This window comes from Micromonospora sp. NPDC048868 (genome assembly GCF_043198195.1).
Lineage (GTDB): Bacteria > Actinomycetota > Actinomycetes > Mycobacteriales > Micromonosporaceae > Micromonospora > Micromonospora reichwaldensis.
The window spans coordinates 68,130-93,215 of sequence record NZ_JBICUN010000013.1; the positions used below are offsets into that span (position 1 = coordinate 68,130).

Below are 25,086 nucleotides of genomic sequence, written 5' to 3' on the forward strand. Positions count from 1 at the left end.
CGGCTGCCGTGCCGTCGTCTCGTCCTCCGCGCCCGGGCGTTCCACCCGGAGGTGAGATTGGCTCACATCTATCTCCGGGCAATGATCGCGGCCGACCGCCGCCCGGGGTAGCAGTCGTTCACCAACCGCCAATGCCGACGTTTCGCCCCGACGGCGCCGCTCCCCGGACGTGACAGCGGGGGCGGCGCCGTCCCCACCCTCCACCGCGCCTCCTCGCCGGCGCACCACCCCCCACCGGGGCGCACCAGGTGATGGCGCCGGCCTTGCCCGTGGGCGGCTGGTCGCTCGCGCAGGGCCAGCGCGCACCGCACGCCTGTGACCAGGGCCGCAGGCAGTTCCGCTTTGATCCACTACGGTGGTGGAGCTGCCACACGTGACCGGAGGACGCAGATGGCCCGCCCCTACAATCCCGGACCGAAGCAGTTCGTCTTCTCCGTGGGTGATGGCAACGATCAACACGCTTCGGTGGGTGACCCTCAGGAGGCTTACGTAGCGTTCTCTGCGTTCTTCCGGGGCCGCGAGTCTGACACCTACACCATCAAGGACGAACCGGCGGGGCAGAGTCTGGTACTCATGCCCCGGCTGGGGGTGATCTCCCGGACCAGGGACGCGGACCAACCTCGGTCGGAACACCTCCAGGTCGACCGGCCCAACCGCTACCTCCCGAGCGCGATGCTGTTCTTCGAGAACGGATACGCCGGCCTCGACCGCTTCGGCCAGTGGTTCTCCGACCTCTCCGACCTCGACGCGTCACCGGAGATCCGCGGGGCCGCCCGCGCCGCCACGATCACGACGGAAGCAGCGGCGATCGAAGAAGTCGCCCGGATCTGGGCAGATTCGGGAATCGTCGACCCGAGCGACACGTACTACGTCTTCTTCGACTCGCACGGTGTCGACGACGACCGGGCCGAACGAGCCGAACTGCTCCAGTTGATCGAGTTCCTCGGTCTCGAACGAGTCGACGCCCCGGCCGGGGCCGCCGGGGGTGAGGTCTGGGTGCGCACCGACCCGCGCCTCGACGTCGAAGCTGCACGGTGGTCGTGAACAGGCGGCGCGGCGAGGCCTCAGCGGTGAGAGACGTCGTTTTCACGCGTAGCAGCGGCTGGATCCCGAACGTGGTCCGCGAGGACGGCGAGCTGAAGCTGATGCTCGGCGCCGGGGCCGACGCCAACCATGAGCCTCGCACGTTCACGTTCCCGATCTCCGAGGCCCATCTCGCGGTGATCCGGGAGGACCTGGCCAGACACCTGCTGCTGTGGAGTGCGGTCCTTCCGCTGTGTGACGCCGCCGGAACTCGGGGCCGGCTCGACGAGGACGCCGCCGTCGCGCTCCTGGACCCGGTCCTGCTCTCCTCGCCCGCGGACGTCGACGCGCTGTTCCAGCGCATCCCGTGGGACAGGAGCCGACTCGTCGCCCACGGCGCCGACATCGAGCTACTTGAGCGCGGCCAGGTCTGCGAGGCGATGCGCGCGGCGACGGATGGGTCGGACGAGAAACGTGCCCAGGAGTATCACGCCAACCGCCGTCGCGCCGAGCGCGGAGCGGTCCTCGGGCCACTCGACGCCGCGATTCTCCGGTACACGGGCCAGTATCTGCATGGCGCGACGATTCCAAGGCGGATACCCGAAGCCGTCGACCCCGCACTGCTCCCCCAGGTCACGCGTGTGATCGCCACCGCGGAGCAGGCATGCGCCGGGATGCGGATCGGCCTCGATCCGCGGCGGGGACACCGGGCCACGGACAAGCGCGACTGGGACCGGATGGCGGCGACGGTCGACGCGGCCGTGCGCCGCGCGTACCCCGAACTCGTCGATGACGCGGTGCGGACGGTGAGCTTTCTGATGTGCTCGGAGGCCGCGGACCGCGCTCGGCGCACCCCAGTGGATGACGACGAGGAGGCTGCCGACGACCACGCCGACCGCGGGGAGAGTGCGAGGAAGACGGCCCTGTCGTTCACCGATGACAAGGGCGGCGAGAAGAAGTGGCTACGGGACGGTCCTCGCACCGCCTCCGCCGAGTTCTGGGAGTTCGTCGCCGATCGCTCTGCCGGGGACAACGAAGTGTTCACCATCGAGGACGAGGAGATGGGCGAGGGGATCCAGCTGCACTTCTACGCGGACTCCATCGCCCGGATCACGACGGTGCGACACGGGGAATCCGGGTCGGATCCGCAGTACCAGGTCGAGTACAGCCTGGTCGACGGGATCGGCGGGTACCGCAACCTGGTGAGCGCCTTCGTCCGCGGCGGCTGCGCCGCACTCGAACAGCACGGTCCCTGGATGTCGGATGTCGCCGAGTTCGAGCGCGCGCGTCGTCGGCGCGACGCCCGGTAGTCCCAGAGGGAACCCGTGACGACCGCAGCGTCAAGGTCCAGCGGTTCGGCCGGGGGTGCCTCGACGTTCGCGGGGCATCCCAGGCCCCTGTCCCGAGTAGACAGCGGCAGCGGAGAGTCGACGTGCGTACCCTTCGTCCATGTCTACAGCGGTGATCGAGCTGGATGACGGTGCACAGCTGCGCACGTGGACCACCGGCTCCCCGGACCACGCAGACATTCCCTTGGTCATGCTGCACGGAGGGCCGGGACTGCCCGACTATCTCGGCCCGGTCGCCGGCATGGTCGAAGACCTGTGCCCGATCCATCGCTACGACCAGCGAGGCACGGGAGGATCAGGCTGGGAGGGAGAGCATACGATTGCCCGCCACGTTCGAGACTTGGCGTTGTTACTCGATGCGTGGGGGCGTGACCGGGCCGTTCTGGTGGGGCACTCGTTCGGGACCAACCTGGCCTGCTACTTCACGCTGGCGCATCCCGAGCGCGTCGCGGGATTGATCCAGATCGCCGGGCCCTTCCTGGATCCCTGGCGCGATGCGGACCGGGCGGCGCAGCGGGCTCGACGCAGCGAGGCGCAGCAAGACAGGCTCGACGACCTCGAAGCGAACGCCTCGCGGACTGACGCCGAAGAGATCGAATACCTCACCCTGTCGTGGTTCACCGACCACGCCGACCGGAATCGGGCCTGGGACTGGGCACTGGCGTCGGCCCACGCGCTGCGGCCCGTCAACTACGTGATGAACAGCCAGCTCAACGCCGCGAAGAAGGCGGACCCGCTCGAATCACACGTCGACGAACTCCGTGAACGCCTTCCCGTCGGCACTGTGATCATCGGCGGGGCCGACGACAGCCGCCCCGCCGAGGCCCTGCGACGGCTCGGAGCCCACCTCGCGTGCGAGGTCGCCCTCATCCCGAACGCGGGCCACCATCCCTGGCTGGAAGCACCGGACCAGTTCACCGCGGCGTTCCGGACGGCGGTCGCGACGCAGACCCGCAAGCGTTCCTGACGAACCACCGAGACATCAGCGACAGCTCGGATCACTTCGATTCGGCAGTCCCGGGCGCTGCCGGCGTACCGCCCCGCTCACTTGACGTGACGCGCGGATTGCGGCATGAGCGAGCACCTGATCGAGCGCGCGTTCACACGGTCCCTCGGTGCGAGCCTGGCGTGCCTGAGAAGGACCCCGCCGCCGTACGCGCTCCGGTCGACTGACCGCCGGCCACCGGCGCCCGTCTGCGACCATGCGGACAGCCAGAAACGCGTTTCTCCGGTTGGCGTTCGCTGCGTAGGATCTCCGGCGATCAAGGGGGATGAACGGTGGGCGATTTCCAGCAGTTCGTGACGGATGTGAGTTCGCGTCTGTCCACGATGTCCAGGGGTGAGTTGTACGCCGTCGGCGACGGTCTCGACCGGGACTCACTCTGGCTCACCTTTCTCGATTCCTTCCCCGCCGGCACCAATCTGCGGTTCCGTGAGCGATCCGAGTACGACTGCTCGACCTGCCGCGGTTTCATCAAGCACTTCGGCAACGTCGTCGAGATCCACGACGGGCGAGTCCGTACCGTCTGGTCCGGCGTGTCGGCATCCGACCCGGTCTTCTCCGTCGTCGCCGCCGCTCTGGACGAGTTCGTTCTTTCGCTGCCGTTGTCCACCATCTTCCGGTCCACTCAGGCGCAGTACGGGACGAAGACCACCCGAACGCTGCGCGACGGCCAGGTCGAGGTGTGGCACCACCTGCACGGCCGGGTGGAGAAGCGGCATCGCATCGAGGACGTCGGCGCGGCACAGGGCAACTTTGACGCCGCGGTGCAGGTCTTCCAGCGTGGCCTGGCCGAGCTGACCCGGCACGCTCTGGACACCGTCGTCGACCTCGTCGACGACAACGCCCTCTACCGCGGCGCGGAGCATCGCAGGGCGGTGACCGAGTTCCGCTCGCTGCAGAACCAGTGGACCCAGGCGACCGATCGACGTGCCTTCGTCTTCGCCAACGCCATGAACCCGGCGGCCCGGTTCCGCAACACGGTGATCGGCACCCTCGTCCAGGATCTCTCCGCGGGCGTCGACCTGGAGCAGGCGGTCCGGTCGTTCGAGGCGAAGGTGGCGCCGCAGAATTACCAGCGCCCCACGGCGTTGATCACCCCGGGCATGGTCAAGGCCGCCATGAGGACCATTGCCGAGCTGGGTATCGAGGAGTCGTTGCAGCGACGGTTCGCCCGGCTGTCCGACGTGTCGGTCACCAATGTGCTGTGGGTCGACAACGACACCCAGGCACGGATGAAGGACGGCATCGAAGGGCTGCTCATGCAGGCGGCCACCACCCGGTCGTCAGGTGTGCTCCTTCGCGACGCCAAGCCGGAGGAGATTCCCGTGGTCTCCTTCATGAAGGACATCCTGCCCGGCACCGCCACCATCGACCTGTGGGTTGCCAACACCCACGAGCCGCACCTCGTCAGCCTCACCACCGGCAGGTGCCCGGCTGCTCCGCGGTTGTTCAAGTGGGACAACGATTTCGGCTGGTCGTACGGCGGCAACGTCACCGACTCGATCAGGGAAAAGGTCAAGCGGGCCGGCGGCAACGTCACCGGCAAGCTGCGGGTGAGCCTGTCCTGGTTCAACCACGACGACCTGGACCTGCACGTGTACGAACCCAACGGCGACCACATCTGGTACCAGGAGAAGCGCAACAAGCTGGACGTCGACATGAACGCCGGCGGGACGCTCTCCCGCGAGCCGGTGGAGAACGTCACCTGGGCCGACCGTGTCCCCGACGGTGAGTACCGGATCGAGGTGAACCAGTACCGCAAGCGGGACAGCGCCCAGGTCGGCTTCGTGATCGAGACCGAGAGCAACGGGAAGATCGAGCATTACCGCCACGAGCGCGCGGTCGGCCACAAGGAGACCGTCGAGGTGGGCCGGATGACGGTTGCCGGCGGGGTGATCACCGCTTTCCGGCCGGGTAAGGACGTGCAGGCGGGCAGTGCGGGCAAGGAGTTGTGGGGCATTGCCACCGAACAGTTCGTACCGGTGTCCACCATCATGTACTCGCCGAACTACTTCGACGACAACGAGGTCGGCAACCGGCACTACTTCTTCATCCTGAAGGGGTGCGAGAACGACCAGCCGACACGGGGGATCTACAACGAGTTCCTCCGCAGCGACCTGCAACCGCACCGCAAGGTGTTCGAGGTTCTCGGCGACCGCACCAGGTGCGAGCCGTCTCCGGATCAGCTTTCCGGACTCGGCTTCAGCTCCACGGTCCGCAGCTCTGTGGTCGCCAAGGTGACCATGACCGGCGGGCGGCGCCGCCTCATCAGCATCCAGTTCTGATTCCCTACCCAGATATTCCAGAGAGGCTGCCGTGACCATTTTCGAGAAGGCCACACGGGAGAAGTTCCGCTATCCGTCGGCCAAGGGACTGCTGACCACGGAACAGCTGTGGGAGCTTCCGCTGACCTCCAGGTCCGGCTTCAGCCTCGATGATGTGGCCAAGGCGGTCAACGCCGAGCTCAAGGCCGTCGACACCGAGTCGTTCGTGGCCACCGAGGCCAATCCGGCCAAGGCAACCTTGGAGGCCAAGCTGGAGGTCGTCAAGCACGTCATCGCCGTCCGCCTCACGGAGGATCAGGCGGCGAAGGCGGCGGCGGCCAAGAAGCTGGAGAGGGAGAAGCTGCTGGCGGTCCTGGCCCGCAAGCAGGACGCGGTCCTGGAAGACCTGACCGAGGCAGAGCTGCTGGCCCGGATAAACAACCTGTAGCCCGCCGACAATCGGCGTCTGCCAGCGACGCCCTCCCATCGGCATCCGGTCCCGTCAGCTGGCGGTGCACAAGCTCTCCGAGCATCTGACCGGGAGGGCGCTCGGCGCCGTTGTGGTCCTCGCCCGGCCCGGAGACCGGGCGCCAGGGTCGGGCCTGGACAGGTTGCGATCTCCCAGCGTGGCTGCGTGTCGGGACCGATGTCACGACGCGGAGGCAGCGCTGCGGCGGCGACAACTTGTCGTTGACTGACCGGGCCGTGTGGGGCGGCTATGCCGATCGGCTCGGGGCTGGCGAGCTGTCGAGCAGAGCGCCCAGTGCGGCGGCGGACTCGTCGGTCAGGCGGTAGACGCCCTGGAGGCTGACGGAGCGTTCGAGACGGCCGTCGACGACGTACTTCAGGGTGCGCTGGTCACCGCGCCGGTTGCGCCAGGTCAGCGTGCCGAGCAGGTCACCGGGAACGGTGACGTCGAAGCGGATCGGGGTGGCCTCGACATGCACCGGGACCGCTCCGCACCCGTCCGCACCGAGCATCGCCCAGGCGTCGTGGCCCGGATGGGCCGGATCCTGCCAGGTCACCGGGGCGCTGCCGCAGCAGTCGCGCCGCTGCTTGTCGACGACGCGGAGGCGGCTCACCACGTGCAGCACGCAACGGTTGACGTGCAGCGCGAAGACGGAGTCGCCGACCTTGACGCTGGTCCAACTGGGCAGGGACTGGTGCACCCCGCTGAACGCCACCGGAGGCCGCTCGCCGACCCGGTGCCTGCGCAGCTCCCGGCAGACGTCCTGGGTCCACAGCGCGGTGAAGGCAGCCGACATGGCCGTGATCCTAGGAGCCCCGACCGACAGTTCCGGCCGTGACGCCATCGGCCGCAAGCGGACCACGGCGCCCGTCCCCGCACTGTGGACGGAACTGTCACCGTCGCCTGTTACCTTCGCACCTCCCCGACGCGGAAGGGTTGCCGCAGTGGAACGCACCACGGCCTACACCGACTCCTGGTACCGACAGCCCGACCCGGTCGGGCGGGAGGACGGCCGTCGGCTGACGAACCAGCACTGGGTACGCGTGGCGGCGGTGTGGCTGCTGGCGATGTGGTCGCCGGAGCAGGCTGCCGGCTGGTCGTCGACGGTGGTGTCCGGCCGGACCAGGTCCCGCCGGGATCAGCAGTGGCCGGAGCCGCCGCCGTTGACGGAGATCGCGGACGCCGCCGGTCTTCCGGAGGTCACCGGCGCGACGGTGCTGACCAGTCGGGTGTCGGTCGGGCCGGGACGGCCGTACGAGCCGGTGCGCACCGACGAGGAGGTGGCGACCGAACTCGTCAGCCTGATCTCGGCCGTGGTGGGGACGCCCGACCGGCGCGCGGAAGTGCTGGTGCGGTTCCTCGCCGACGAGCTGGCCGGCCCGTACGCCGATCTGCTCCGGCTGACCACCGGCAGCGAGCGGCCGGACGAGCCGGACCGGCCGGCGCCGCTGCACCTGCTGCACCGCGACTTCGACGGCAGCACCCTGCGGGTCTCGCTGCATCCGGCTCCGGAAGTTCGACAGCCGCCGGGCACCGACTCCGATGGCGCCGACGCCGCCCTGCGGACCCGGCTGGCCTGCATCATGACGTTGCTGAGCGACCTGCTCTGGGTCAACAACAACAGCCCGGTCACCTTCCGGTTCCGGATCGGCCGGCTCGACCCCGGGGACGGCGATCCGGTGGCCGCCGCAGCCCGCTGGTGGGTCGAGAACCGCGAGGACGCGGACGAACACGACGAGGAGGCGTTCCGGCCCGTACCGGCTGCCGACCTGCGTGCCGGTCTCCGCAATCTGGTACGCATGCACCTGAGCGAGCTGTTCGACGGGAGCTGGGATGGCATCGACGAGTTCCCGGAGCTGCCGGCCGATCACCTTGCGACGTTCCTGGGCGACGACCTGATCGATCTCGTCCTGGCCCGGATGGGTGCCGACGTCCACATCGGATACGCCGGCCTGCTGCCGACGACCTGGCCACCCGACGACGAGGACTTCCAGGAGGAACCACAGACCATCGTGCTGCTGGTCGACCGGCACGAGGTCGCGGTTTTGGAGATCGACATGACCTGCTGAACCGGTCACGCGGGCGAGCCGGACGCCGAGCGGGTCGACGGGGCAGCCGCCCGGGAGCCGCGACCGGAGTACGGGGTCCGGTCGCGGCTGCCGGGCGACAGCGTCAGCGCTGCGGCATTGGCCTGACCAGGGTCGGTGCGCCCGGCGCCGGGACGACCGCCGGCACCCGGGCGACGGTGGCGGTCCGCGCCGCGACGGCGCTCTCACCGACCAGTGCCGTGTTCAGGAACCTGCCGACCGCCTCGCCGATCGGGTCCGGCGTGCCGGGCAGCGCGTAGTGCGTCACGTTCTGGGCGAGGCTCACCTGCCGCCGACCGTTCGGAGTGTGCAGCGAGATGGCGCTGTGCCCGAAGACCAGGCCGTCGTGCCCCCAGACGTCGCCGGTGGGCCAGGTCATCCGGTAGAGGCCGAGCCCGTAGCCGGCGGCCTCCGGCTGAGCCGGGTCGAACGGCACGGTGGTCTTCATCGCGGCCAGTTGGGCTGGGCGGAGCAGCCGGCCACCGAGCAGCGCCCGGAAGAAGGTGTTCAGGTCGGCCATGGTCGAGACGAGCGCCCCGGCCGTCCAGGCCCAGGACATGTTGCTGACGCTGAAATCGCGCAGCTCGCCCTCGTACCACGGGACGTAGCCCCTGCTGTGCGGGCCGGCGATCCGGGGACGCACGCCGGGGAAGTACGTCTGCCGCAGCCCGAGCGGCCGGAGGATCCGCCGGTGCACCTCGTCGGTGGCGGACCGGCGGGTGACCCGCTCGATGATCAGCCCGGCCAGGATGTAGTTGGTGTTCGAGTAGGAGAAGGCCGCGCCCGGTTCCCCGGTCGGCGGCTGACCGAGGCCGGCCTGGACGAGTTGACGCGGCGTGAACGTGGTGGACCGGTGCCGCTCGATGTCCTCCGGGGTGGCGAAGATGACGTGGTCGTAGTCGCTGATCCCGCTGGTGTGGTCGAGCAGCATCCGGACGGTCACCCCGGCGACCGCGAACTCCGGAAGGTACCGGCCGATCGGGGCGTCCAGCGCGATCCGGCGCTCGCCGACCAGTTGCAGCAGCGTCGCGGCCACGAAGGTCTTGGTGATGCTGCCGACCCGGTGCTGGAACCCGGACAGCACCGGTCGACCGGTCGTCACGTCGGCCACCCCGCTGGCGCCCCGCCACCGGTCCCGTCCGTCGCGCGCCTCGGCGAACACACCGGGCATGCCGGCCTCGGTGATCGCGCGCAGGTCGGCGGTGAGCGCCGCGTCCGGCAGCGACCCGGCGGGCGGACGGCCGGCCGCGACTGCCGGGCCGGCACCGGCCAGCAGGGGCGTCGCGAGCGCCGTACCGGTGGTGGCCAGCAGGAAACTGCGGCGTGACAGGTGCATGTCGCCTCCCGTGTGACGTGACTGCTGCTCATGGTGCCACCGGCCTCGAACCGGAAACGTCAGTCTGCGGATCCATACTGGCCTCCCCACCGGGAATGACCCGGGCTCCGACCCACGCGGGAGAATCCGTCCGACCAGCGACGGAGTGCACCGACGCCGATGCCCGACACGGTGCCGGTCCGTGCGACCGCCGAAGCTGTCCGTCGACAGAGCGGCCTGCTGAAGGCACAGTCGAAGTACATTCGTCCACAACCATCGATAGGATGACGCGGTGACCGTGCGACGACTGCTACTGCACACGACGGCGGCCTGCCTCGCGGCGACCGCACTGACGGCCCTCGTGCCGGCCGGGACGGCGCAGGCGGCCTGCACGACGAGCAGCTTCACCGTCGTCTGGGACTACGCGGGCATGTACACCGCCCCCAACGAGTCGACCCTGTACGGCACCCGCCGCTACGGACAGGTCGTCACCGGCCCCACCGGCAACACCGCCAACGGCTGGACACTCACCTACGACTACTGGAACGGCCTGGCACTCTGGGCCTACATGAAGGACGGTGCGTTGCAGTACCGCGGCTGCGCCTGAAGCGGAACCGACGGGCCACAGCTTTCGCCGTCGAGCAGGTCGTGGGCCTGCCGCCACCGCTGCCGGGTGGTCACCGCTCGTCTGCCGTCCTACGGCGGCGGGCCTGCTTCGGCCCAGCACGATTGGCGGGACAGGCCCCACCATGAAGGTCCGGGCGTCGTGCGCGGGATGACACGTAACCCACCGAGGGGTCGCCCAGGGGCGAGGACCCCGGCCGGGCACGCAGCGGTGGCCCCGAGCGTGGGTAAGTAGTGATGTCGGCAAAACTACTGACGACGCCCCGCACCGGCCGCCGGAAGAATCTCTGCCATCCCGGCGTGCCCGGGCCTCATCCCACCTCGAAGGGAGGTGACCACATGCCGATCGAACGAGAAGACGACGAGTTCGAGCTCGACGATCTCGACCTCAGCGGCCTGACCGTGACGGTCATGCGCGACACCGTCGCGATCCCCGAGACCGGGGCGTCCCGGATCAGCGCGTGCCTGGCGTCCTGCTCCTGCTCCATCAGTCCGGACGAGCCGATGCTGTAGCCGCCGCGGAGCGCGAACCGCGCTGCCTGAGTGACGAGGCGACTGTCGCCGGGCCCGGCGACAGTCGCCCTCCAACCCTGGACTCCTTCCGACGACCCAGCCGTTCCCCAACCGGTGAGGCGAGCAGATGTCGACCAGTTCCTGGCAGCTCCGCCCCACCGTGCAGGCGACCCGGATCGACGGCGGGCTGCACCTACGGTCCTGGGACACCAGCCTCACCCTGGACGGCGCGCCACAGCTGTGGCGGCTCTGGCAACTGCTCACCCGGCGCCTCGCGTCCGGCCGGACCACAGCCGACCTGCGTGACCTGTCGCCACGCCCGCCCGTCGCCCTCGCCCTGTACCGGCTGGCCGACCTGCTCCGGGAGCACGACCTGCTGGTCCGGGTGCCGGAGCACTGGGCCGGCACCGGGCATGCCCATGCCCCCGCCGACGCCTGCGGACCGGCTCCGGTGCCGCCACCCGCCGTCGCCACCTGGCTGGCCTCGGTCGCCACCGACCCCGCCGCGTCCTGGACCGGCATCGGCCGGCAATCGGTGACCGTCACGGGAGCGGGCCCCGCTGCCACCGCCGCCATCGAGGCGTTGACCGCCGCCGGAGCCCGGGTCCGGCGGGCAGCGACCCGCATCGACGCACCGCGCGACGCCGGACGCGTCACCCTCGCCGCCAGCGACGGGCGTGCCGTGGTGACCGGGGCCAGCGCCACGGTCGGCTACGTCACCCCCGTCGGCCCGGGCCCGCAGCTGCGGGCCCAGTCCGGCCTGATCGCCGAGCGGCTCGGGCTTGGCAGCGCGGCGACGGCCCCTGGCGACCCGGTTTCCGTGGTGGCCGGCGCCTGCGCCGCGCACCGGCTCCTCGGCGCGCTCGCCGAGCTGGCCGACCCGGCCGCGCCGACGGCGCTCGTCGTGCGGCGCGACCCGCTGCGCGCCACCGCCCACCCGTGGCCGCCCGGCGTACGGTCACCGGCGGTCGACGCCCCCGACCGGCGGGACGACGCCGTCCACGCGGGCCTACCCGCCTCCCTCACGGACCCGGAACTCGGTGTGTTGCCGCCGGTGGAGCTCGACGACCTGCCACAACTGCCGGTGGGACTGGCCCGGTGCCGGGTCGGCGGTGTTCCCGGCCCGGCCGGTGGGACGCCCGTCACCGGGCACGGTCCGGACACCTCCACGGCGAGGTTGCACGCCACGCTGGCAGCGGTGGAGCTGCTCAGCGTGTCCACCGCAGGGACCGCCGTGCTGGCCTGCGGGGTGGACCGCAGCCATGCCGAGGGAGTGCTGCTGCGCCGCCTCGCCCGCCGGTCGGTGACCTCGGCCGGCATCACGTCAGGCGAGGCTGTCCCCCCGTCGGCGTTCGACGCGCCGGCAGCCCGCCGCTGGTGGCGTACGCTGACCCGCCGCCTCGGCGTCCCGGCGACCGTGCACGTCCGCCGGCTCGCCCCCGGGGCGCAGCTGGCCGTCGTGGGCGGCCCGGACACGACGGACCCCGATGGGTGGATGGAACTCGGCTGGGCGATCGAGGCCACGGCCCACGACGCCGTCGCCTTCGCCGCTCTCGCCGCCGTCGCCACGGTCGGCTGGCGTGCACACCGGCCCGGTCCGCCGTACTCGCACGGCCCCTGTGGAGCGTCGCCACGGGTGAGCCGCTCGGCCGCGCCCATGCCCGACGGGTCCGAACGGGAGGCCGCCCTCCGGCGGTCACTGCGGACCCTCGTCGGCGCCCCCGCGGAGCCGATCGTGGTGACGCCGCCGGCTCCGCTGGCCACCGCCCTGCGTACGGTCGGGCTCGTCGTCCTGCGGGCCGGCGATGACCGGTGACCCCCGGTGGCCCGGGGACGACCGGGACGGACCCGGGCAGCCGGACCCCGACCTGGCCGGCCAGCTCGCCGAGGCGCTGAGGGGGGCGGGGTCGCCGTACCCGGTGCTGGCCGAGGACGACGGGTGGGCCGGCTCCGGCCCGGCGGTGGTGGTGTCGACCCGGTGGAGTCCGGCGTTGCTGAGCCGGCTGGCCGACCGGTACACCGGGGCCGGCGGCACCGTCCTGCCCGTCCGGTTCGACGGCGGTACGGCGCTGGTGGGTCCGCTGGTCGGCGCCGACAGTGCCACCTGCCTGCGCTGCCTGGAGGCCGCCAGGCTGGCGGCGCCGGGCGGCCGGACACCGCACGGCGATGCCGAGCTGCGGCTCGGCGGTCGGCCGGCGCCGGCCCTGCTGCCCGTGCTCGCCGCGGTGGTCCGGTCGGCGTTGGCCGAGCCGCAGTCCGCCGCCGCGCGGCTCTGGGTCGTCGCGCCCGACGGGAGCGTGTCCGCCCATCCGGTGGCGCCGGTGGGGATTCGCTGCGAAGGATGCCTCAGCCGGCAGCCCCCGGCTCCACCTGGGACGCCGCTCACCGGCAGCGGTCAGCCGCCGGCCGACCCGGTGCGGCTACGCCGGCCGAACCCGGCGACCGACCTGGCGGGACTTCGCCGGGCGCTGCTGGAGCCACGGCTGGGCCACGTCGTCAAGCTGCACCGGCACGAGGAGTACGGGCTGCCGGTCACCAGGGCGGTGGTCGCCGGTCCGGCGGTCACCGTGGCGGGCTTCGGCCGGGCGACGACCGCCGCGGAGGCCGATCGGTTGGCGCTCTTCGAAGCCGTGGAACGACTGGCCGGGTACGCCCCCCACGGGCCCGCCGCCCGGCAGTGGTCGTCCTTCGCGGAGCTGGGACCGGAGCGCGCCGTCGATCCCGCGGCCCTCGGTCTGCCCGACCTGCCCAGCGCCCACCACGTCCCGTACGCCGCCGACGTGCCGACGTGGTGGGTGCCGGGGTGGTCGCCCAGTCGGGCGACGTCCGTGGCGGTGCCGGAGCACGCGGCGTACTGGGGTGGCCTCGGGCAGCGCCCGTCGGCGACCTTCCTGTCGGAGTCCTCCAACGGCTGCGGTCTCGGCAACAGCCTGGAGGAGGCGGCCCTGCACGGCCTGTTCGAGGTGATCGAACGGGACGCCTTCCTGATGGCCTGGTACGCCCGTACCCCGCTGGTGGAGGTCGCGCTTCCCGACGAACTCGACCTGGTCGGGCACCTCGCCGACAATCTGGACCTGCTCGACTACGACCTACGGTTGTTCGACGCGACCACCGACCTGGCCGTGCCTGCGGTCGTCGCGCTGGCGCACCACCGGATGCCCGCCGTGGGGGCGCCGACGGCGTTCTTCGCGGCCGGCGCCCACCTGGATCCCCTCTCGGCGATCCACTCAGCCGTGGTGGAGCTGGTCGTCAACCTCCACGAGGTGCGCGACACGTGGCAGGGGGATTCGGCGCGGGCGGACCGCGACCGGCTACTGCCGATGCTCGACGATGCCGCGTTGGTCCGCCAGATGGACGACCACATGATGCTGCACTGCCTGCCGGAAGCACGGCCGCGCTACGAGTTCCTGCTCGGGGCCGGGCGGGCCCGGGCCTGGCGGGAGGTGTGGCCGGTACTGCCCCGTCCCGTCGAGGACCTCGCGGCCCTGTTCGGCGCGCTCTGCGCGGACCTGCACCACCGGGCCGGGGTGGAAACGATCGTCGTCGACCAGAGCATCCCCGAGCTGCGGCAGGCCCTCGGGTTGCATGCTGCCAAGGTGGTTGTCCCCGGCACCCTGCCGATGACGTTCGGTCACCTGAACCGGCGGACGCGGGGGCTGCCCCGGCTGCTGACTGTGCCGGCGGCGCTGGGCCGCCTGCCCGGGCGGCCCCGCTACGAGGACCTGGCACTGCACCCGCATCCCTTCCCGTGACCGTCCCCTCCCGGGCCCGGCCAGGGGGTCGGGCCCGACGTGCGGGCCCGACCGCCAGGGGTCACCCGGCGGGCCGGCCGACCGGGAGCAGGTAGGCGAGGACCTCGTCGACCCCGTCGAGGAGGAGCAGTTCGTGGGCGATGTCGTCGTAGAACCCACCGACCATGCCCAGCCCGAGTCCCGTCGCCGCCGCCGTGAGGGCCAGGTTCTGGGCCAGGTGACCGGCCTCGAGCATGCCGAAGCGCAGCGCCCGGAGGCCGTAGGTGGCCCGCAGCACGGGCAGGTCGACGTAGACCCCGAGCAGCGCCGGCAGCACCGACAGATCGATCCGTTCCTGGCTGGCCGGGCTGTCCGCCGACTGCGTCGCCGGTCCGGCCTTGAACCACATCGACGCGGTGGCCAGCTCGGCGTCGGTGGGCACCGGGCCGATGGGCAGCAGGAGCCGGGACTCGGCGTCCACGTCGTACTGGTGGGCCGGGACGCCGGCCACGTCCCGGGCCAGCAGGCGCAGCCGGACCGCGTACTTGGCGCCGGCGCTCGGGTAGGGTCGGCGCATCCCGGGCCCGTCGGCCCGATCACTCGCCCCGCTGGCGGTCCACAGCAGAGTGGCCAGGTGCGCGGCGTCCAGCGGGCCGCAGAGCGTACCGCGTCCGCTGGTCCGTGCGGTGAGCGCGTCGCCGAGCGCGGCCGTCACGGGTGCGGCGGGAGGAAGGGCCAAAGGCGGACCGGACCGCCGCCGCGCGCCGTGCCGCGTCCGGTCCGACGTCCGCGGCCGCTGCCACTCGATGCGGCCCGGGGCGTAGCTGCTGGCCGCCAGGTACCGCCGGTCGGGGCTGGCGGTGCCGTCGGCGAAGAAGTCGGTGGGGCCGTCCGGGGCCAGCAAGGCGGCGGCGAGGAAGTGGTAGAGGGATCGCTCCTCGTCGGGCAGGATGCCCAACCGGTTGAGCAGCATGTGCAGTTGGGACGCCCACACCCCGGCCCACTGGTCGCCGCCGCCGGCAGAGCTCTCCAGCTGGGCGCGGGCGGCGCGCACCTGGGCGGCCCAACGGTCCCGGATCCGGGAGCCGTCCGCCGCGGAGGCGGTGATCTCGTGCCAGCGCCGTACCACCGAGCGGGCCTGCGTGGTGGCTGCGGCGAGCGCCGGCCCCTGCACAGTGCCCGCCGTCAGCGTGGTGCTCTCCGGGTGCCACCGCCAGGCGGTCGCGCTGCGGCGCAGCCATCGGGCCGCGGCGAGCATGTCCAGGTCGAGGGCGATCAGGGTGGCGAGGACCAGGTCGGTGGCCGCCACCATCCGCTGGCCGGGTCCCGGCGTACGCGCGACCACCTCGGCGGCGATCCGGCTGGAGGTGCCGAACACCGTCTCCGCCACCGGCAGCGCGGCCGGGCCGCCGTACCGCTCGGTCTCCGGCTCGTAGTCGACCTGCCGGGCCTGTGCGTGCCCCGGCCACCCCGTACGGCTGACGGTGCCGAGGTCGAGCAGCGGATGGCCGGCGGCCCGGGCAGCGGCCACCAACTGCTCCTGCCACCGGCGGTGCTCGTGCGCCTCGGCGCCCCGCGCCCGCACCCTCAGGTGTGGACCGTCGTCGAAGTAGCGGATGAAGAACCAGTCGGCGATCGTCCCGTCCCGGCGCAGTCCCTCCATGAGCGGTGTGAGTGTGCCGGTGATGAAATCGTCGACGTGTTCCGCACTCCAGTGCAGATAGCAGTGCAGGCTGTGGAAGGAGCCCTGCCCAGGGTGGACGGGGGCGGCGGTCACGGGCATGGGAACTCCTCCGGACAGGTCGGAAGCCGGCGCGGCAGGACGAGGTCGGCGGCGGCCGTCGACCGGGGCTCACCCATCGGTGCCCGCACGGTACAGCTCGATCACGACCTCCGTCGCCGGCTGCCCGGGACGGGGGGCGGGCAGGGCCTCCTCCAGGACGACGCCGTTCGGGTAGCGGGCCAGGGTCCGGGACAGGCAACGCAGGTGTAGCGGGCTTGCGAGGTCGACGTACTGGGAACGGGGCTGTTCCAGGTAGGACATGAATGCGGTCAGCCCCTTCGCGCCCCCGACGGCGGCGGCGCTGACGAACACGTGCTCGGGCAGGCCGAGCAGGTGTCGCCAGCGCACGGCGGTACGTCCCACCTCGGCGGGCCGGGCGTCCAGCTCGGCCCGCCAGGCGGCGACGATGTCCGCGGAGAGGCTCCAGTCCGCCCGGGAGAGGACCACCTCCCGGTACCGCAGCCGGGGCCGGCACCAGACCGGGCCGACCGGGGTGCGGCGGAGCTGTCGGGCCGCCATGGCCCCGCCCAGTCCCACCGATCCCGTGCCCACGTCGGTGAGCATGCTGGTCAGGCGCTCCGGCAGCATCACCGGCACCAGGAACCCGAGATAGACCACGTCCAATGGTTCACCGGTGGCGGTGACCACCAGGCGGACCTGATCGGTGGCGACGTCGTGGACCAGGTGCAGGTCGTCCGGGACCAGGGTTCCGTGGCGGCGGTCGTCGGCGATCTCGTCGCCGACGAGCAGCGGATGCAGGTTGCCATTGAACCCGTTGACCGGACGGAGCTGGGCCACCCGGGCGCCGAGGTGGCGCCGGAGCTGGGCGGCGACGGCCGTTTCGGCCTCCGGGGGGAGCTGCCGCAGGAAGCGGCTGGTGAACCGGCCCCAGCCGCCGTAGACGTGATTGACACAGAACGACGCGCCGTCGTGGCAGGACTGTCCGAAGACCGCGTACGAGCCGGGTCGGCTGGTGAGCCAACGGGGCAGCCTGGAGGCGACGTCGTCGGGCAGCCCGTCGGGGACGGTCAGGTTCCCGTCGTCGTCGGTCGTGACGGCGGCCACCAGGTCGGCCCGGAGCCGGGCCAGTTCGCGCAGCTCGTCACCGGGGGCGAGGTCGAGCTTCGGGTCCAGGGTGCCGTCGACGCCGACCAGGTGCGTCGCCTGCCAGACCGCACCGTACTCCTCGGCGAACTCCGTCGGCGACCCGCAGCGGCCGCCCACGCCGTAGCGGGCGACGAAGCGGTCCCGGGCCAGGCGGCGGACCACCGCGTGCTGGTCGAACAGTTCGAAGAGCGGGGTCAGCGCGGCGAGGGTGCCCCGGTGGTCCCGGCCGTGGGCCCGGCCGAGGCCCACCGGACGGACCAGGGTCACGTCCTCGGTGAGGGGTTGCGGACGACCCGTGCGGTCCGCGCCGAGCAGGGCGAAGGCCGCGTCCCAGCGGGAGCGTAGCCCGGCCAGGGCCGCCGGCCGTTCGGTCGCGTCGAGACCGGCGAACGCGGTGGTCCTGGCATCGATCTCCCGCAGCGACACGGCCACGTCGGCCAGGCCGATCCCGGCCAGCCAGTCGGCGACGGCAGCGAGGCCGTCGACGGCCTGCGGGTCCACCGGGTACGCGGGGCGGAGCACGCCCTGTTCGACGAGCGCGTGCAGGTACGCCCGAGCGGCCGCGGACGCCTGCGGCGCCGGACGGGGCAGCCGGGTGGCCAGTTCCGTCGCGAGCTGATGCGGCGTCGCCACCCCGCCGGGCTCCAGCAGATCCAGCAGGTGCCGCAGCGCCCGGGTCAGCGGCAGCGTCAGCGCCTCCTCGCGTTGCACCCCGGGTGGCGCGTCGGGGGCCTGTGCCTGCCGACGCAGCCGGATCACCGTCCCGTCCACCCACAGGCCGGGCGCCAGCGTGTGGGGCAGATCGCCGCGACGGTCGGGGTGCCGGAGCACAGCGTGGACGAGGGCGGACAGAGTGGCCCGGTCGGCGTTGGCGACCGCCACCACCTCCGGGGAGCCGGTCGGGTCCGGCACCGGCCCGTCCCAGCGGCCCCAGCCCACGCGGGTGAACCAGGACAGCGGCACGGTCCTGGTGGCCGCCCGCAGCGCGTACCGGAGCACGGTGGCCTCCGACTTGCGGGCCCGGTCGTCGGGTGCCGGGCCCTGCTCGGCCGCCCGGCGCAGCGCCCGCAGCAGGTCCACGCTGGTCAGCGCGACGGCCCGGGACAGCTCCTCGGCGCGGCAGAGCTCGGCCAGGGCGACCCGGTCGGCGGCGAGCGCCGGCGCGAGAAGGGCGTCGAGCTCCGCGGTGTGCCGGTCGATGTCGTCGCGGAGGCCGAGCCAGGACGCCAGGCCGGGCAGGTCGTCGGTCCAGCCGGCCAGCCGGGTACGCGACGCCGCCGACGGGCTGCGCCCGTTGTGCACGTCACGGCGCAGGGCCAGCAGCACCCGACGCTGGTCGGAAGCGGCCCGGACGACCTGCTCGTGCAGCACGTCGGCGAGCGCCGCGGCCATTCGCTCGGCGCGTGCGGTCAGCTCCAGCAGGCGGGCGGCGACGGCCCGGAACTCCTCGGTCACGGCCGACGGTTCCGGGAGGGTGACACCGGCGACCCGCACCATCGCGTACGGCGCCACGGTGACCTCGGGCGCTCGGGTGACGGGCCCGACCCGGCGTACGCCCGGCGCCGGCGTCCCGCCGACCGTGGTCCCGATCATCCTGTCTCCTCTCCCCTGACCGCTTCCCGGTGGAGGACGGTGACGGCGTGTCCGCCGACACTCGCAGCCGTGGCCGTGGGAGGCGTCCGCACAACTACGGATCCGGTTACGTACTCGGTGGCAGGTGCCGGCTGCGTAGCTGGCTGCGTACTTCTCCGGATGGTGCCGGGTGGCAGACCGCGGCTCTATCGGCCCCGACCGGCTCTGGACGGCGGCGGGCACGCTCGTCGCCCGGCTGAAATCAACGGCCCGCCGTCTTTCTACCCCAGGGCCAGATCGACGGCAATCCTTCCTCCGCCGGGAAACTGCACCTGGATCGATCAACTCGAGATCTGGCCGGTTCGAAGAGTGCGGGGGGCTGTTGACTATGAAGCGTCCGCCTTGTGTACTCGACATCCCCAAAGAGGATCTTCCCCCTAAGGATCCCTAATGCCAGGTAAACGGCCTTCTCTGATCACACTGGGGTTGCGGTCGCGCACCCGCAGCCACAGCCAGCGGCCGTTCCGCGACACCGTCCGATGACGCCCAGCCCGGCCGACCGGCTCGTAAGGACTCGACGGAAAGCCGGTCGCACGACCGGTCACCCGCTGCCCCGGACGGAATTCGCCGCACTCCGTCGTCAGCTCGACGACCTGCACGCGGGAACCGGCGCAGCCGTCGCCCTCGCCGGAGAACCGGGAATCGGCAAGACCACGTTGATCTCCGCCCTCGCGGCGCAGGGCAGGGCGCACACCCTCACGGTGGTCGCCGCCACCGGCCGGACGGGCACCGGTCCGCCGGTCGTGGTGGGAGCGGAACCCACCCTTGTCCTGCTCGACGACGTGCACCTGCTCGACACGGCGCACCGGGACCAGATGCAGCTGCTGATCGAACTGACCACCACCGCGCCGGTGCTGCTGGTCCTCGCCTACCGGGACCGACAACTGTCCCGTGGGGCGGCGGCGGTGCTGTCCCGGGCGGCCGCACGCGGCCAGCTCACCCAGCACCGACTGGGTCCACTGGACCTCGGCCAGACCCGCGAGCTGCTCGGTGACCGGCCGGACCTGACCCGGCTGCACGCCGAGGGTGACGGCAACCCGCTCTACCTGCAACTGCTGGCCGCCGCAGACGCGCAGGCCATGACCGACGCGCACCTGATCCTGCTCGGCGAGCTGGCCGAGCTCGCCGACCGCGAACTGCGGGTCGCCCAGGCAGCCGCCGTGCTGCGTACCCCCGGTTCGGCGGAACTGCTCGCCGCGGTGGCCGGACTGGACGTCACGGAGACACTGTCCGCCCTGGACACCCTCACCGAGCTGGACCTGATGCGCCCGGTGCAGTTGCTGCCGCGCTTCGCGTTCCGGCACGACGTCGTCCGTCGGTTCGTCTACGCGCAGATCGGCCCCAGCCAACGCCTCGCCGCCCACCGGCGCGTGGAGACCGAACTGCTGGCTCGCGGCGCTCCGGTCACCCAGCGCGCCCACCACATCGCCCGGGCCCTCGACACGGGCCGTCCTGAGCAGTTGCCCGTTCTGATCGACGCGGCGCGGAGCACCATGCACGACGCACCGGCCGACGCCCTGGAGTGGTTGGAGGCCGCGCTGCAACTGCTGCCCGAGGGCGACGACCGCTGGTACGAGGCGCAGGTGCTGGCCCTGCGGGCCCAGTTGCTGCGCGGCGGTCGATGCGACGTGCAGCAACTGGTGCACACCTTCCTACCCCGGGCGATCCGCATACCTGGCGGGGACTTCTCCTCGACCATGGCAGTCGCCGTCCGGGTACGCCGGATCCAGGGCCGGCACGCCGAGGCGTCGGTTCTGATCCGGGAGGGGCTGGCCGCGCTGCGGGGCACCCATCCCTCCGCTCCCTCCACGGCCGTGGCCATGCACACGGAACTGGCGGCACTCGCCCTCGACCGGCTCGATCAGGAAGCCGCCCGCCTGAACGCCCGCGAGGCCGCCACCATCGCCCGGCAGCACGGGGACCGGCTCGGGGAGGCGGCCGCCGTCGCCCAGATGGCGATGGCGCACCTGCTCGCCGCGGACAGCGACGCCGCAGACCGGGCCGCCGACATCGCGGCCGATCTGGTGGACACCACGCCGGACAGCAGCGTCGTCACCAACCTGCCGGCCCTCTACCTGGTGGGCGCGACGGAGGACGCCCTGCACCGGTTCACCGAGGCGCAACGGCACCTGTCCCGGGGTGCCGAGGAGGCCCGCCGAACCGGGCAACGGTTCATCCTTCCCGCCATCCTGACCTCGCTGGGGGCGGTGGAGTTGCAACGTGGACTACTCGACCGGGCCGGCCGCACCCTGGAGGAGGCTGCGGAACTGCTCGAACCGGAAGGCACGTCGACGGCCCGGGCTTCGGTCGCCGCGCTTCTCGCGCTCGTACGGTACTGGCAGGACTCCGACCGGGAGGCCGCCGCGGTGATCGCCCTGGGTGATCAGGCCCTCGCCCTGATCCGGGACCAGGGGCCGGCCGAGGATGCGATCGTGCCCTGCCTCCTGGCGGACCTGCTGATCAAGGTGGCGGAGCCGGAACGCGGGCGTCGGTTGATGCTCGACGCTCTCGGCGGCCCGGAGATGCCACGGATCGCCCCGCCGAACCGGTCCCGGTGGTACGAGGCGCTGTCCATGGCCGCGCTCCGGATGGGTGACACGCGTGACGCGAGCCGGTGGGTCGACCTGGCCGAGGCCTCGGTGCGCAACCTCTCCGTCAGCCGTCAGGGCTTCCTGATGCGCGCCCGCATGCGGCTGTACGCCGCACGCGGGGAAACCAGCCCGGCGCTGGCCGACGCGGAGCAGGCAGTCGAATGCTTCGCCGGTCGCGGACTGGACCTGGACCTGTGCCGGACGATGGCGGCGGCGGGAACCGTACTGGTCGACGCCGGCCGCACCGACGATGCCCGCGCCTGGCTCGGACGGGCCGCCGCGCTCGCCGAACAGTGCGGTTCGGCCCGTCTGGTCGATCGGGTTCGCCGACAGCAGAGCCGTCTCGTCCCCGACGCGTCAACCAGGGGTGGCGACCCGCTGGCCGTGCTGACCGAGCGTGAACGGCAGATCGCCGATCTGGTGAGCCGCGGTATGACAAGCGTGGAGGTCGCACACGGGCTCTTCCTGAGCGTCCGTACGGTCGACACCCACCTGGGCCGGATCTACCGCAAGCTCGGCGTGTCGAACCGGGCGAGCCTGGCCCGGGCGATGCTCCGGTCGCACCCGACGACGCCCGCCGGGGAACCTCGGTGAGGTGAGCGGAGCATCGGCCGTCAGCGTCGCCCGGCGTACGCCTGGCAAGGGTGACGGACGCCCCCGGGGCCGGCGCTCCCGGAGGTCGACGAGCGCAGGCTCCGGTGGCCTCAGACGACCCGGATGGCCCCGGCCGGGCAGAGATCGGCGGCGCGACGGACCCGCTCGCCGCTTCCCGCCGGCGGCGCGGCGGCCCGCAGCAGCACCAGCCCGTCGGAGTCGTCCTGCGCGAAGACCTCCGGCGCGGCGAGCACGCAGTTGCCCGACCCGCAGCAGGCGTCCCGGTCGACCTCCACCCGCACCGTCGCCTCGTCGCCGACGGGCCGGCCGCCGGCGGTCACCAGGTCACCGGCAGAGCGTCGAGTCCGAAGACGACCGAGCTGTCCCGGGTGCTCAACTCCTCGGGCGCGGCCGTCACCTGAAGGCCGGGAAAACGGCGAGCCAGCGCCACCAGCGCGATACGTAGCTCGGCCCGGGCAAGCGGCTGCCCGATGCACTGGTGCACCCCGAACCCGAAGGCCACCTGCTGGTGCGCCTGCCGGTACGGATCGAACCGGTCGGGCTCGTCGAAGACGTCGGCGTCCCGGTTGGCCAGGGAGATCACCACGACCGCGCCCTCACCGGCCCGGATCAGCCGACCACCGATCGTGACGTCCTCGGTGGCCACCCGGAGCAGGCCGGACCGCACGATGCTCAGGTAACGCAGCAACTCCTCCACCAGCTCCGCCGCCCGGTCGGGCTCGTCACGCAGGATCGCGTACTGCCCCGGATCCCGGGTCAGCCGCAGGACGCTCAGCCCGATCATGTTGGCGGTGGTCTCGTGGCCGGCGATGAGCAGCAGCAACGCCATCCCGACCAGTTCGTCCACATCGAGCTCCCCCGGCTCGACCCGTTCCCGGATCAGCCGGCTGAGCAGGTCGTCCGTCCCATCGGGCCGGGCCCGCTTGGCGTCGACGAGCGCCCGGATGTAGTCACGCAGCTCCTCGAAGTCGCGCTGGACCCGCGCCGGCGGCATCTCGCGGTCGAGCAGGGTGCGGCTGCGGGTCTGGAAGAAGTCGTGGTCGGCATAGGGGACGCCGAGCAGGTGACAGATCACCATGGACGGCAGCGGCAGGGCGAAGGACGACACCAGGTCGGCCGGAGGCCCGGCGGCAGCCAGGACGTCGAGCGCCTCGTCGACGGTGCGTTGGATCAACGGCTCGATCCGGCGGACATTTTTGATCATGAACTCGGCGGTGAGCATCCTCCGCAGGCGGGAGTGCTCGCCACCGTCCATCTGGATGAACGAGCCCCTGCCGTCCTCGGCCGCCTGCGGCGGCAGCGGGCGCAGCAACGGAAAGCCGGGGCGGCGGAAGTCGGAGCTGAAAGCGGGGTGGCGCAGCAGTTGGCGGACGTCGGCGTGCCGGGTGACCAGCCAGGCGGAAGCCCCGGTGGGCAGCCGCACCCGCCGCACCGGGCCGACGTAGCGGTCTCGTTCGGTTTCGTCCAACGGGGTGAACGGGCCTCGGGTCGGATTGACCGGCGGCCAGAGGGGCAGTTCCGCCTCCACGGCACGTGTCACATGGACCACCTCCGACGATAGCAGCGGGTAGCCATATCGATGCGCTACGTTACCTACCGGCGAAGGCCGACACAATCCCCGTCGCCCCGACCGGTGCGGCGCCCGCGACCGTCCCGCCGGGCCGGCCGACCCGGGCTCGGGCGACCGGCCGGCGGCGTCGCGCCGGATCAGCAGCCGCGACGGGCGATGACAGAGGGGAGTGCGACCGTCACAGCCGCGGCCTAAGCTCGAGGTACGACGTCAGGTGGAGGGTCGTCCGTCGATGCGTATGTCCCGGGTGCAGTCTGTGGTGATGGCCGCAACCGTTCTCTCGGCCGTGCTGCTCGGGCTTCTGATCCATCACCTCATCCGGGATCCCGCGCCGCTGGCCGACCCGCTCGACGGATCGTCCAGCGCGCCTGCGGAGCCCTCGAAGCCATCCACCCTGGCCTATCTCGCCGCCGACGAGCTGGCCCTGCTGGTCGACGGTCGGCTGGTGAGTCGGATCGAGGGCGACTTTTCCGGGTACCGCACGGCACCGGGCTGGACCAGTAGCGGACGGTACGTCTTCGCAGTGACCGCCGCAGGCACGGACGAGGCGACGGTCGCGGTCATCGACCGCACGACCGCGACCAGCTTCTCCCTCCCCTGTGTCGGCTGCTCAAGCGCCATCTCCGTCGGTACGGACGAGGTCCTCGTCGTGGACGCAAAGCGGAGGATCCACCGGCTGGCGTTGCCCCGGGGGCGCGACGGCACACCTGAACCGCTGGACGCCCCGGTGCGGTTCAGTCAGCAGCTCACCGCCCTGGCCGGCCTGCCGGAGGTGGCCCTCTTCGCTGGCGCCGATCTCGATACCACGGCGGCCTACGGTGGACCGGAGCAGTTGCTGCTCGCCTCCTCGGACGGGCAGGTCAAGCGGATCGGCACGACGAAGGGAAACATCGCCGTCTCCCGCGGGACCGCCGCCGCCACAACCGCCTACGGCGGAGCCCGAATGGCCTTCGTCGAGGGCGGTCACTTCGACGCCTGCCGGGAGAACGCGACCGTCACCGTCCTGGATCCGGCCACCGGACGCAGGCAGGAGACCCCCGGCCTCGATGCGGCGGAGGGCCCCACCCCGTTCGGCGTGGATGGTCGGGGTTCCCGGGTGGTCGACCTCTGGTGGGAGGACGGCCTGCTGTACGCCACCACGATCGGTTGGTCCTGCGGGGAGGCATCCGTCTGGGCCCACGGCGCCCCGATCCTGTGGCGTCTGGAGGCGAACAGCTCCTGGAGCCGGGTAAGGGGCCAACTGCCGACGCAGTCGGTACGCACCAGGTCCGGGCTGGTCTTCGCCAGCCTGGCGCCGGCGACCGACGGTCAGAGCGCCACCGCGTTGACCTGGTTCTCGGGGCCTGAGCAGCGGGTCGTTCACCCCGCGGTGACGGCGATCGCGACACCGCCTCAGTGACCGGACAGGAG

Annotated in this window: 18 protein-coding genes; 12 read left to right on the top strand and 6 right to left on the bottom strand. The window is 72.0% G+C overall.

The features are described from left to right. Positions 1–390 precede the first annotated feature (390 nt). The 5 genes from ACGFNF_RS20650 (at position 391) to ACGFNF_RS20670 (ending at position 6,087) form a co-directional block, all read left to right on the top strand. Positions 391–1,044 carry a hypothetical protein gene (locus ACGFNF_RS20650; RefSeq protein WP_393169882.1) on the top strand — a complete coding sequence of 218 codons (654 nt, stop codon included), beginning with the start codon at positions 391–393 and terminating at the stop codon, positions 1,042–1,044. 26 nt (positions 1,045–1,070) lie between these two features. Then, positions 1,071–2,333 (top strand): DUF6357 family protein, encoded by a 1,263-nt coding sequence (locus ACGFNF_RS20655; RefSeq protein WP_393169884.1) that lies wholly within the window; start codon positions 1,071–1,073, stop codon positions 2,331–2,333. 139 nt (positions 2,334–2,472) lie between these two features. Then, entirely contained in the window at positions 2,473–3,339 is an 867-nt protein-coding gene (locus tag ACGFNF_RS20660) for an alpha/beta fold hydrolase (protein WP_393169886.1), read from the top strand. 311 nt (positions 3,340–3,650) lie between these two features. Continuing rightward, positions 3,651–5,660: a hypothetical protein gene (locus ACGFNF_RS20665; RefSeq protein ID WP_393169888.1), complete on the top strand. Its 2,010-nt coding sequence runs from the start codon at positions 3,651–3,653 to the stop codon at positions 5,658–5,660. A gap of 31 nt (positions 5,661–5,691) precedes the next feature. Next, the gene (locus ACGFNF_RS20670; RefSeq protein ID WP_393169890.1) at positions 5,692–6,087 is read left to right on the top strand and encodes a hypothetical protein; all 396 of its coding nucleotides are present in this window, start codon (positions 5,692–5,694) and stop codon (positions 6,085–6,087) included. Between the two features lie 268 nt (positions 6,088–6,355). Here the strand turns inward: ACGFNF_RS20670 and ACGFNF_RS20675 are convergent, their stop codons facing one another. Next, the gene (locus ACGFNF_RS20675) at positions 6,356–6,904 is read right to left on the bottom strand and encodes a hypothetical protein (protein ID WP_393169892.1); all 549 of its coding nucleotides are present in this window, start codon (positions 6,902–6,904) and stop codon (positions 6,356–6,358) included. Between the two features lie 148 nt (positions 6,905–7,052). On the opposite strand from ACGFNF_RS20675, the gene ACGFNF_RS20680 reads away from it, so the two are divergent. Next, positions 7,053–8,177: a hypothetical protein gene (locus tag ACGFNF_RS20680; protein ID WP_393169894.1), complete on the top strand. Its 1,125-nt coding sequence runs from the start codon at positions 7,053–7,055 to the stop codon at positions 8,175–8,177. Positions 8,178–8,280: 103 nt separating this feature from the next. Here ACGFNF_RS20680 and ACGFNF_RS20685 read toward each other — a convergent pair whose 3' ends face one another. Continuing rightward, positions 8,281–9,366 carry a serine hydrolase domain-containing protein gene (locus ACGFNF_RS20685; protein ID WP_393170013.1) on the bottom strand — a complete coding sequence of 362 codons (1,086 nt, stop codon included), beginning with the start codon at positions 9,364–9,366 and terminating at the stop codon, positions 8,281–8,283. Between the two features lie 436 nt (positions 9,367–9,802). On the opposite strand from ACGFNF_RS20685, the gene ACGFNF_RS20690 reads away from it, so the two are divergent. The 4 genes from ACGFNF_RS20690 (at position 9,803) to ACGFNF_RS20705 (ending at position 14,399) form a co-directional block, all read left to right on the top strand. Further along, positions 9,803–10,117 carry a hypothetical protein gene (locus ACGFNF_RS20690; protein ID WP_357580554.1) on the top strand — a complete coding sequence of 105 codons (315 nt, stop codon included), beginning with the start codon at positions 9,803–9,805 and terminating at the stop codon, positions 10,115–10,117. 356 nt (positions 10,118–10,473) lie between these two features. After that, the gene (locus ACGFNF_RS20695; RefSeq protein WP_132234202.1) at positions 10,474–10,647 is read left to right on the top strand and encodes a thiazolylpeptide-type bacteriocin; all 174 of its coding nucleotides are present in this window, start codon (positions 10,474–10,476) and stop codon (positions 10,645–10,647) included. 127 nt (positions 10,648–10,774) lie between these two features. Continuing rightward, positions 10,775–12,463 (top strand): hypothetical protein, encoded by a 1,689-nt coding sequence (locus ACGFNF_RS20700; RefSeq protein ID WP_393169897.1) that lies wholly within the window; start codon positions 10,775–10,777, stop codon positions 12,461–12,463. Further along, complete coding sequence (locus ACGFNF_RS20705) at positions 12,453–14,399, top strand: TOMM precursor leader peptide-binding protein (RefSeq protein ID WP_393169899.1); 1,947 nt, start codon at positions 12,453–12,455, stop codon at positions 14,397–14,399. Before ACGFNF_RS20700 ends, ACGFNF_RS20705 begins: the two co-directional genes overlap by 11 nt. A 61-nt stretch (positions 14,400–14,460) precedes the next feature. Here the strand turns inward: ACGFNF_RS20705 and ACGFNF_RS20710 are convergent, their stop codons facing one another. Continuing rightward, positions 14,461–16,161, bottom strand: coding sequence for a thiopeptide-type bacteriocin biosynthesis protein (locus ACGFNF_RS20710; RefSeq protein ID WP_393169901.1), 1,701 nt, complete (start codon positions 16,159–16,161; stop codon positions 14,461–14,463). A 69-nt stretch (positions 16,162–16,230) separates the two neighbouring features. Further along, the gene (locus ACGFNF_RS20715) at positions 16,231–18,861 is read right to left on the bottom strand and encodes a lantibiotic dehydratase (RefSeq protein ID WP_393169903.1); all 2,631 of its coding nucleotides are present in this window, start codon (positions 18,859–18,861) and stop codon (positions 16,231–16,233) included. 695 nt (positions 18,862–19,556) lie between these two features. Here ACGFNF_RS20715 and ACGFNF_RS20720 point away from each other — a divergent pair. Beyond that, complete coding sequence (locus tag ACGFNF_RS20720; RefSeq protein ID WP_393169905.1) at positions 19,557–22,085, top strand: LuxR C-terminal-related transcriptional regulator; 2,529 nt, start codon at positions 19,557–19,559, stop codon at positions 22,083–22,085. Positions 22,086–22,195: 110 nt separating this feature from the next. Here ACGFNF_RS20720 and ACGFNF_RS20725 read toward each other — a convergent pair whose 3' ends face one another. Both ACGFNF_RS20725 and ACGFNF_RS20730 read right to left on the bottom strand, forming a co-directional pair. Next, a complete protein-coding gene (locus ACGFNF_RS20725) occupies positions 22,196–22,426 on the bottom strand; it encodes a ferredoxin (protein WP_357579853.1) in 231 nt (76 codons plus the stop codon). Continuing rightward, positions 22,423–23,646 (bottom strand): cytochrome P450, encoded by a 1,224-nt coding sequence (locus tag ACGFNF_RS20730; RefSeq protein ID WP_393169907.1) that lies wholly within the window; start codon positions 23,644–23,646, stop codon positions 22,423–22,425. The genes ACGFNF_RS20725 and ACGFNF_RS20730 overlap by 4 nt, the downstream gene beginning before the upstream one ends. A gap of 292 nt (positions 23,647–23,938) precedes the next feature. Here ACGFNF_RS20730 and ACGFNF_RS20735 point away from each other — a divergent pair, with 292 nt between their 5' ends. After that, complete coding sequence (locus ACGFNF_RS20735) at positions 23,939–25,075, top strand: hypothetical protein (RefSeq protein WP_393169909.1); 1,137 nt, start codon at positions 23,939–23,941, stop codon at positions 25,073–25,075. Positions 25,076–25,086: the final 11 nt, after the last annotated feature.

Excerpts from the sequence above, each read along its gene's own strand:
- ACGFNF_RS20650 (WP_393169882.1), top strand. The coding sequence starts at position 391 with ATGGCCCGCCCCTACAATCCCGGACCGAAGCAGTTCGTCTTCTCCGTG.
- ACGFNF_RS20660 (WP_393169886.1), top strand. The coding sequence starts at position 2,473 with ATGTCTACAGCGGTGATCGAGCTGGATGACGGTGCACAGCTGCGCACG.
- ACGFNF_RS20675 (WP_393169892.1), bottom strand. The coding sequence starts at position 6,904 with ATGTCGGCTGCCTTCACCGCGCTGTGGACCCAGGACGTCTGCCGGGAG.
- ACGFNF_RS20685 (WP_393170013.1), bottom strand. The coding sequence starts at position 9,366 with ATGCCCGGTGTGTTCGCCGAGGCGCGCGACGGACGGGACCGGTGGCGG.
- ACGFNF_RS20695 (WP_132234202.1), top strand. The coding sequence starts at position 10,474 with ATGCCGATCGAACGAGAAGACGACGAGTTCGAGCTCGACGATCTCGAC.
- ACGFNF_RS20700 (WP_393169897.1), top strand. The coding sequence starts at position 10,775 with ATGTCGACCAGTTCCTGGCAGCTCCGCCCCACCGTGCAGGCGACCCGG.
- ACGFNF_RS20705 (WP_393169899.1), top strand. The coding sequence starts at position 12,453 with ATGACCGGTGACCCCCGGTGGCCCGGGGACGACCGGGACGGACCCGGG.
- ACGFNF_RS20710 (WP_393169901.1), bottom strand. The coding sequence starts at position 16,161 with ATGCCCGTGACCGCCGCCCCCGTCCACCCTGGGCAGGGCTCCTTCCAC.
- ACGFNF_RS20715 (WP_393169903.1), bottom strand. The coding sequence starts at position 18,861 with ATGATCGGGACCACGGTCGGCGGGACGCCGGCGCCGGGCGTACGCCGG.
- ACGFNF_RS20735 (WP_393169909.1), top strand. The coding sequence starts at position 23,939 with ATGGCCGCAACCGTTCTCTCGGCCGTGCTGCTCGGGCTTCTGATCCAT.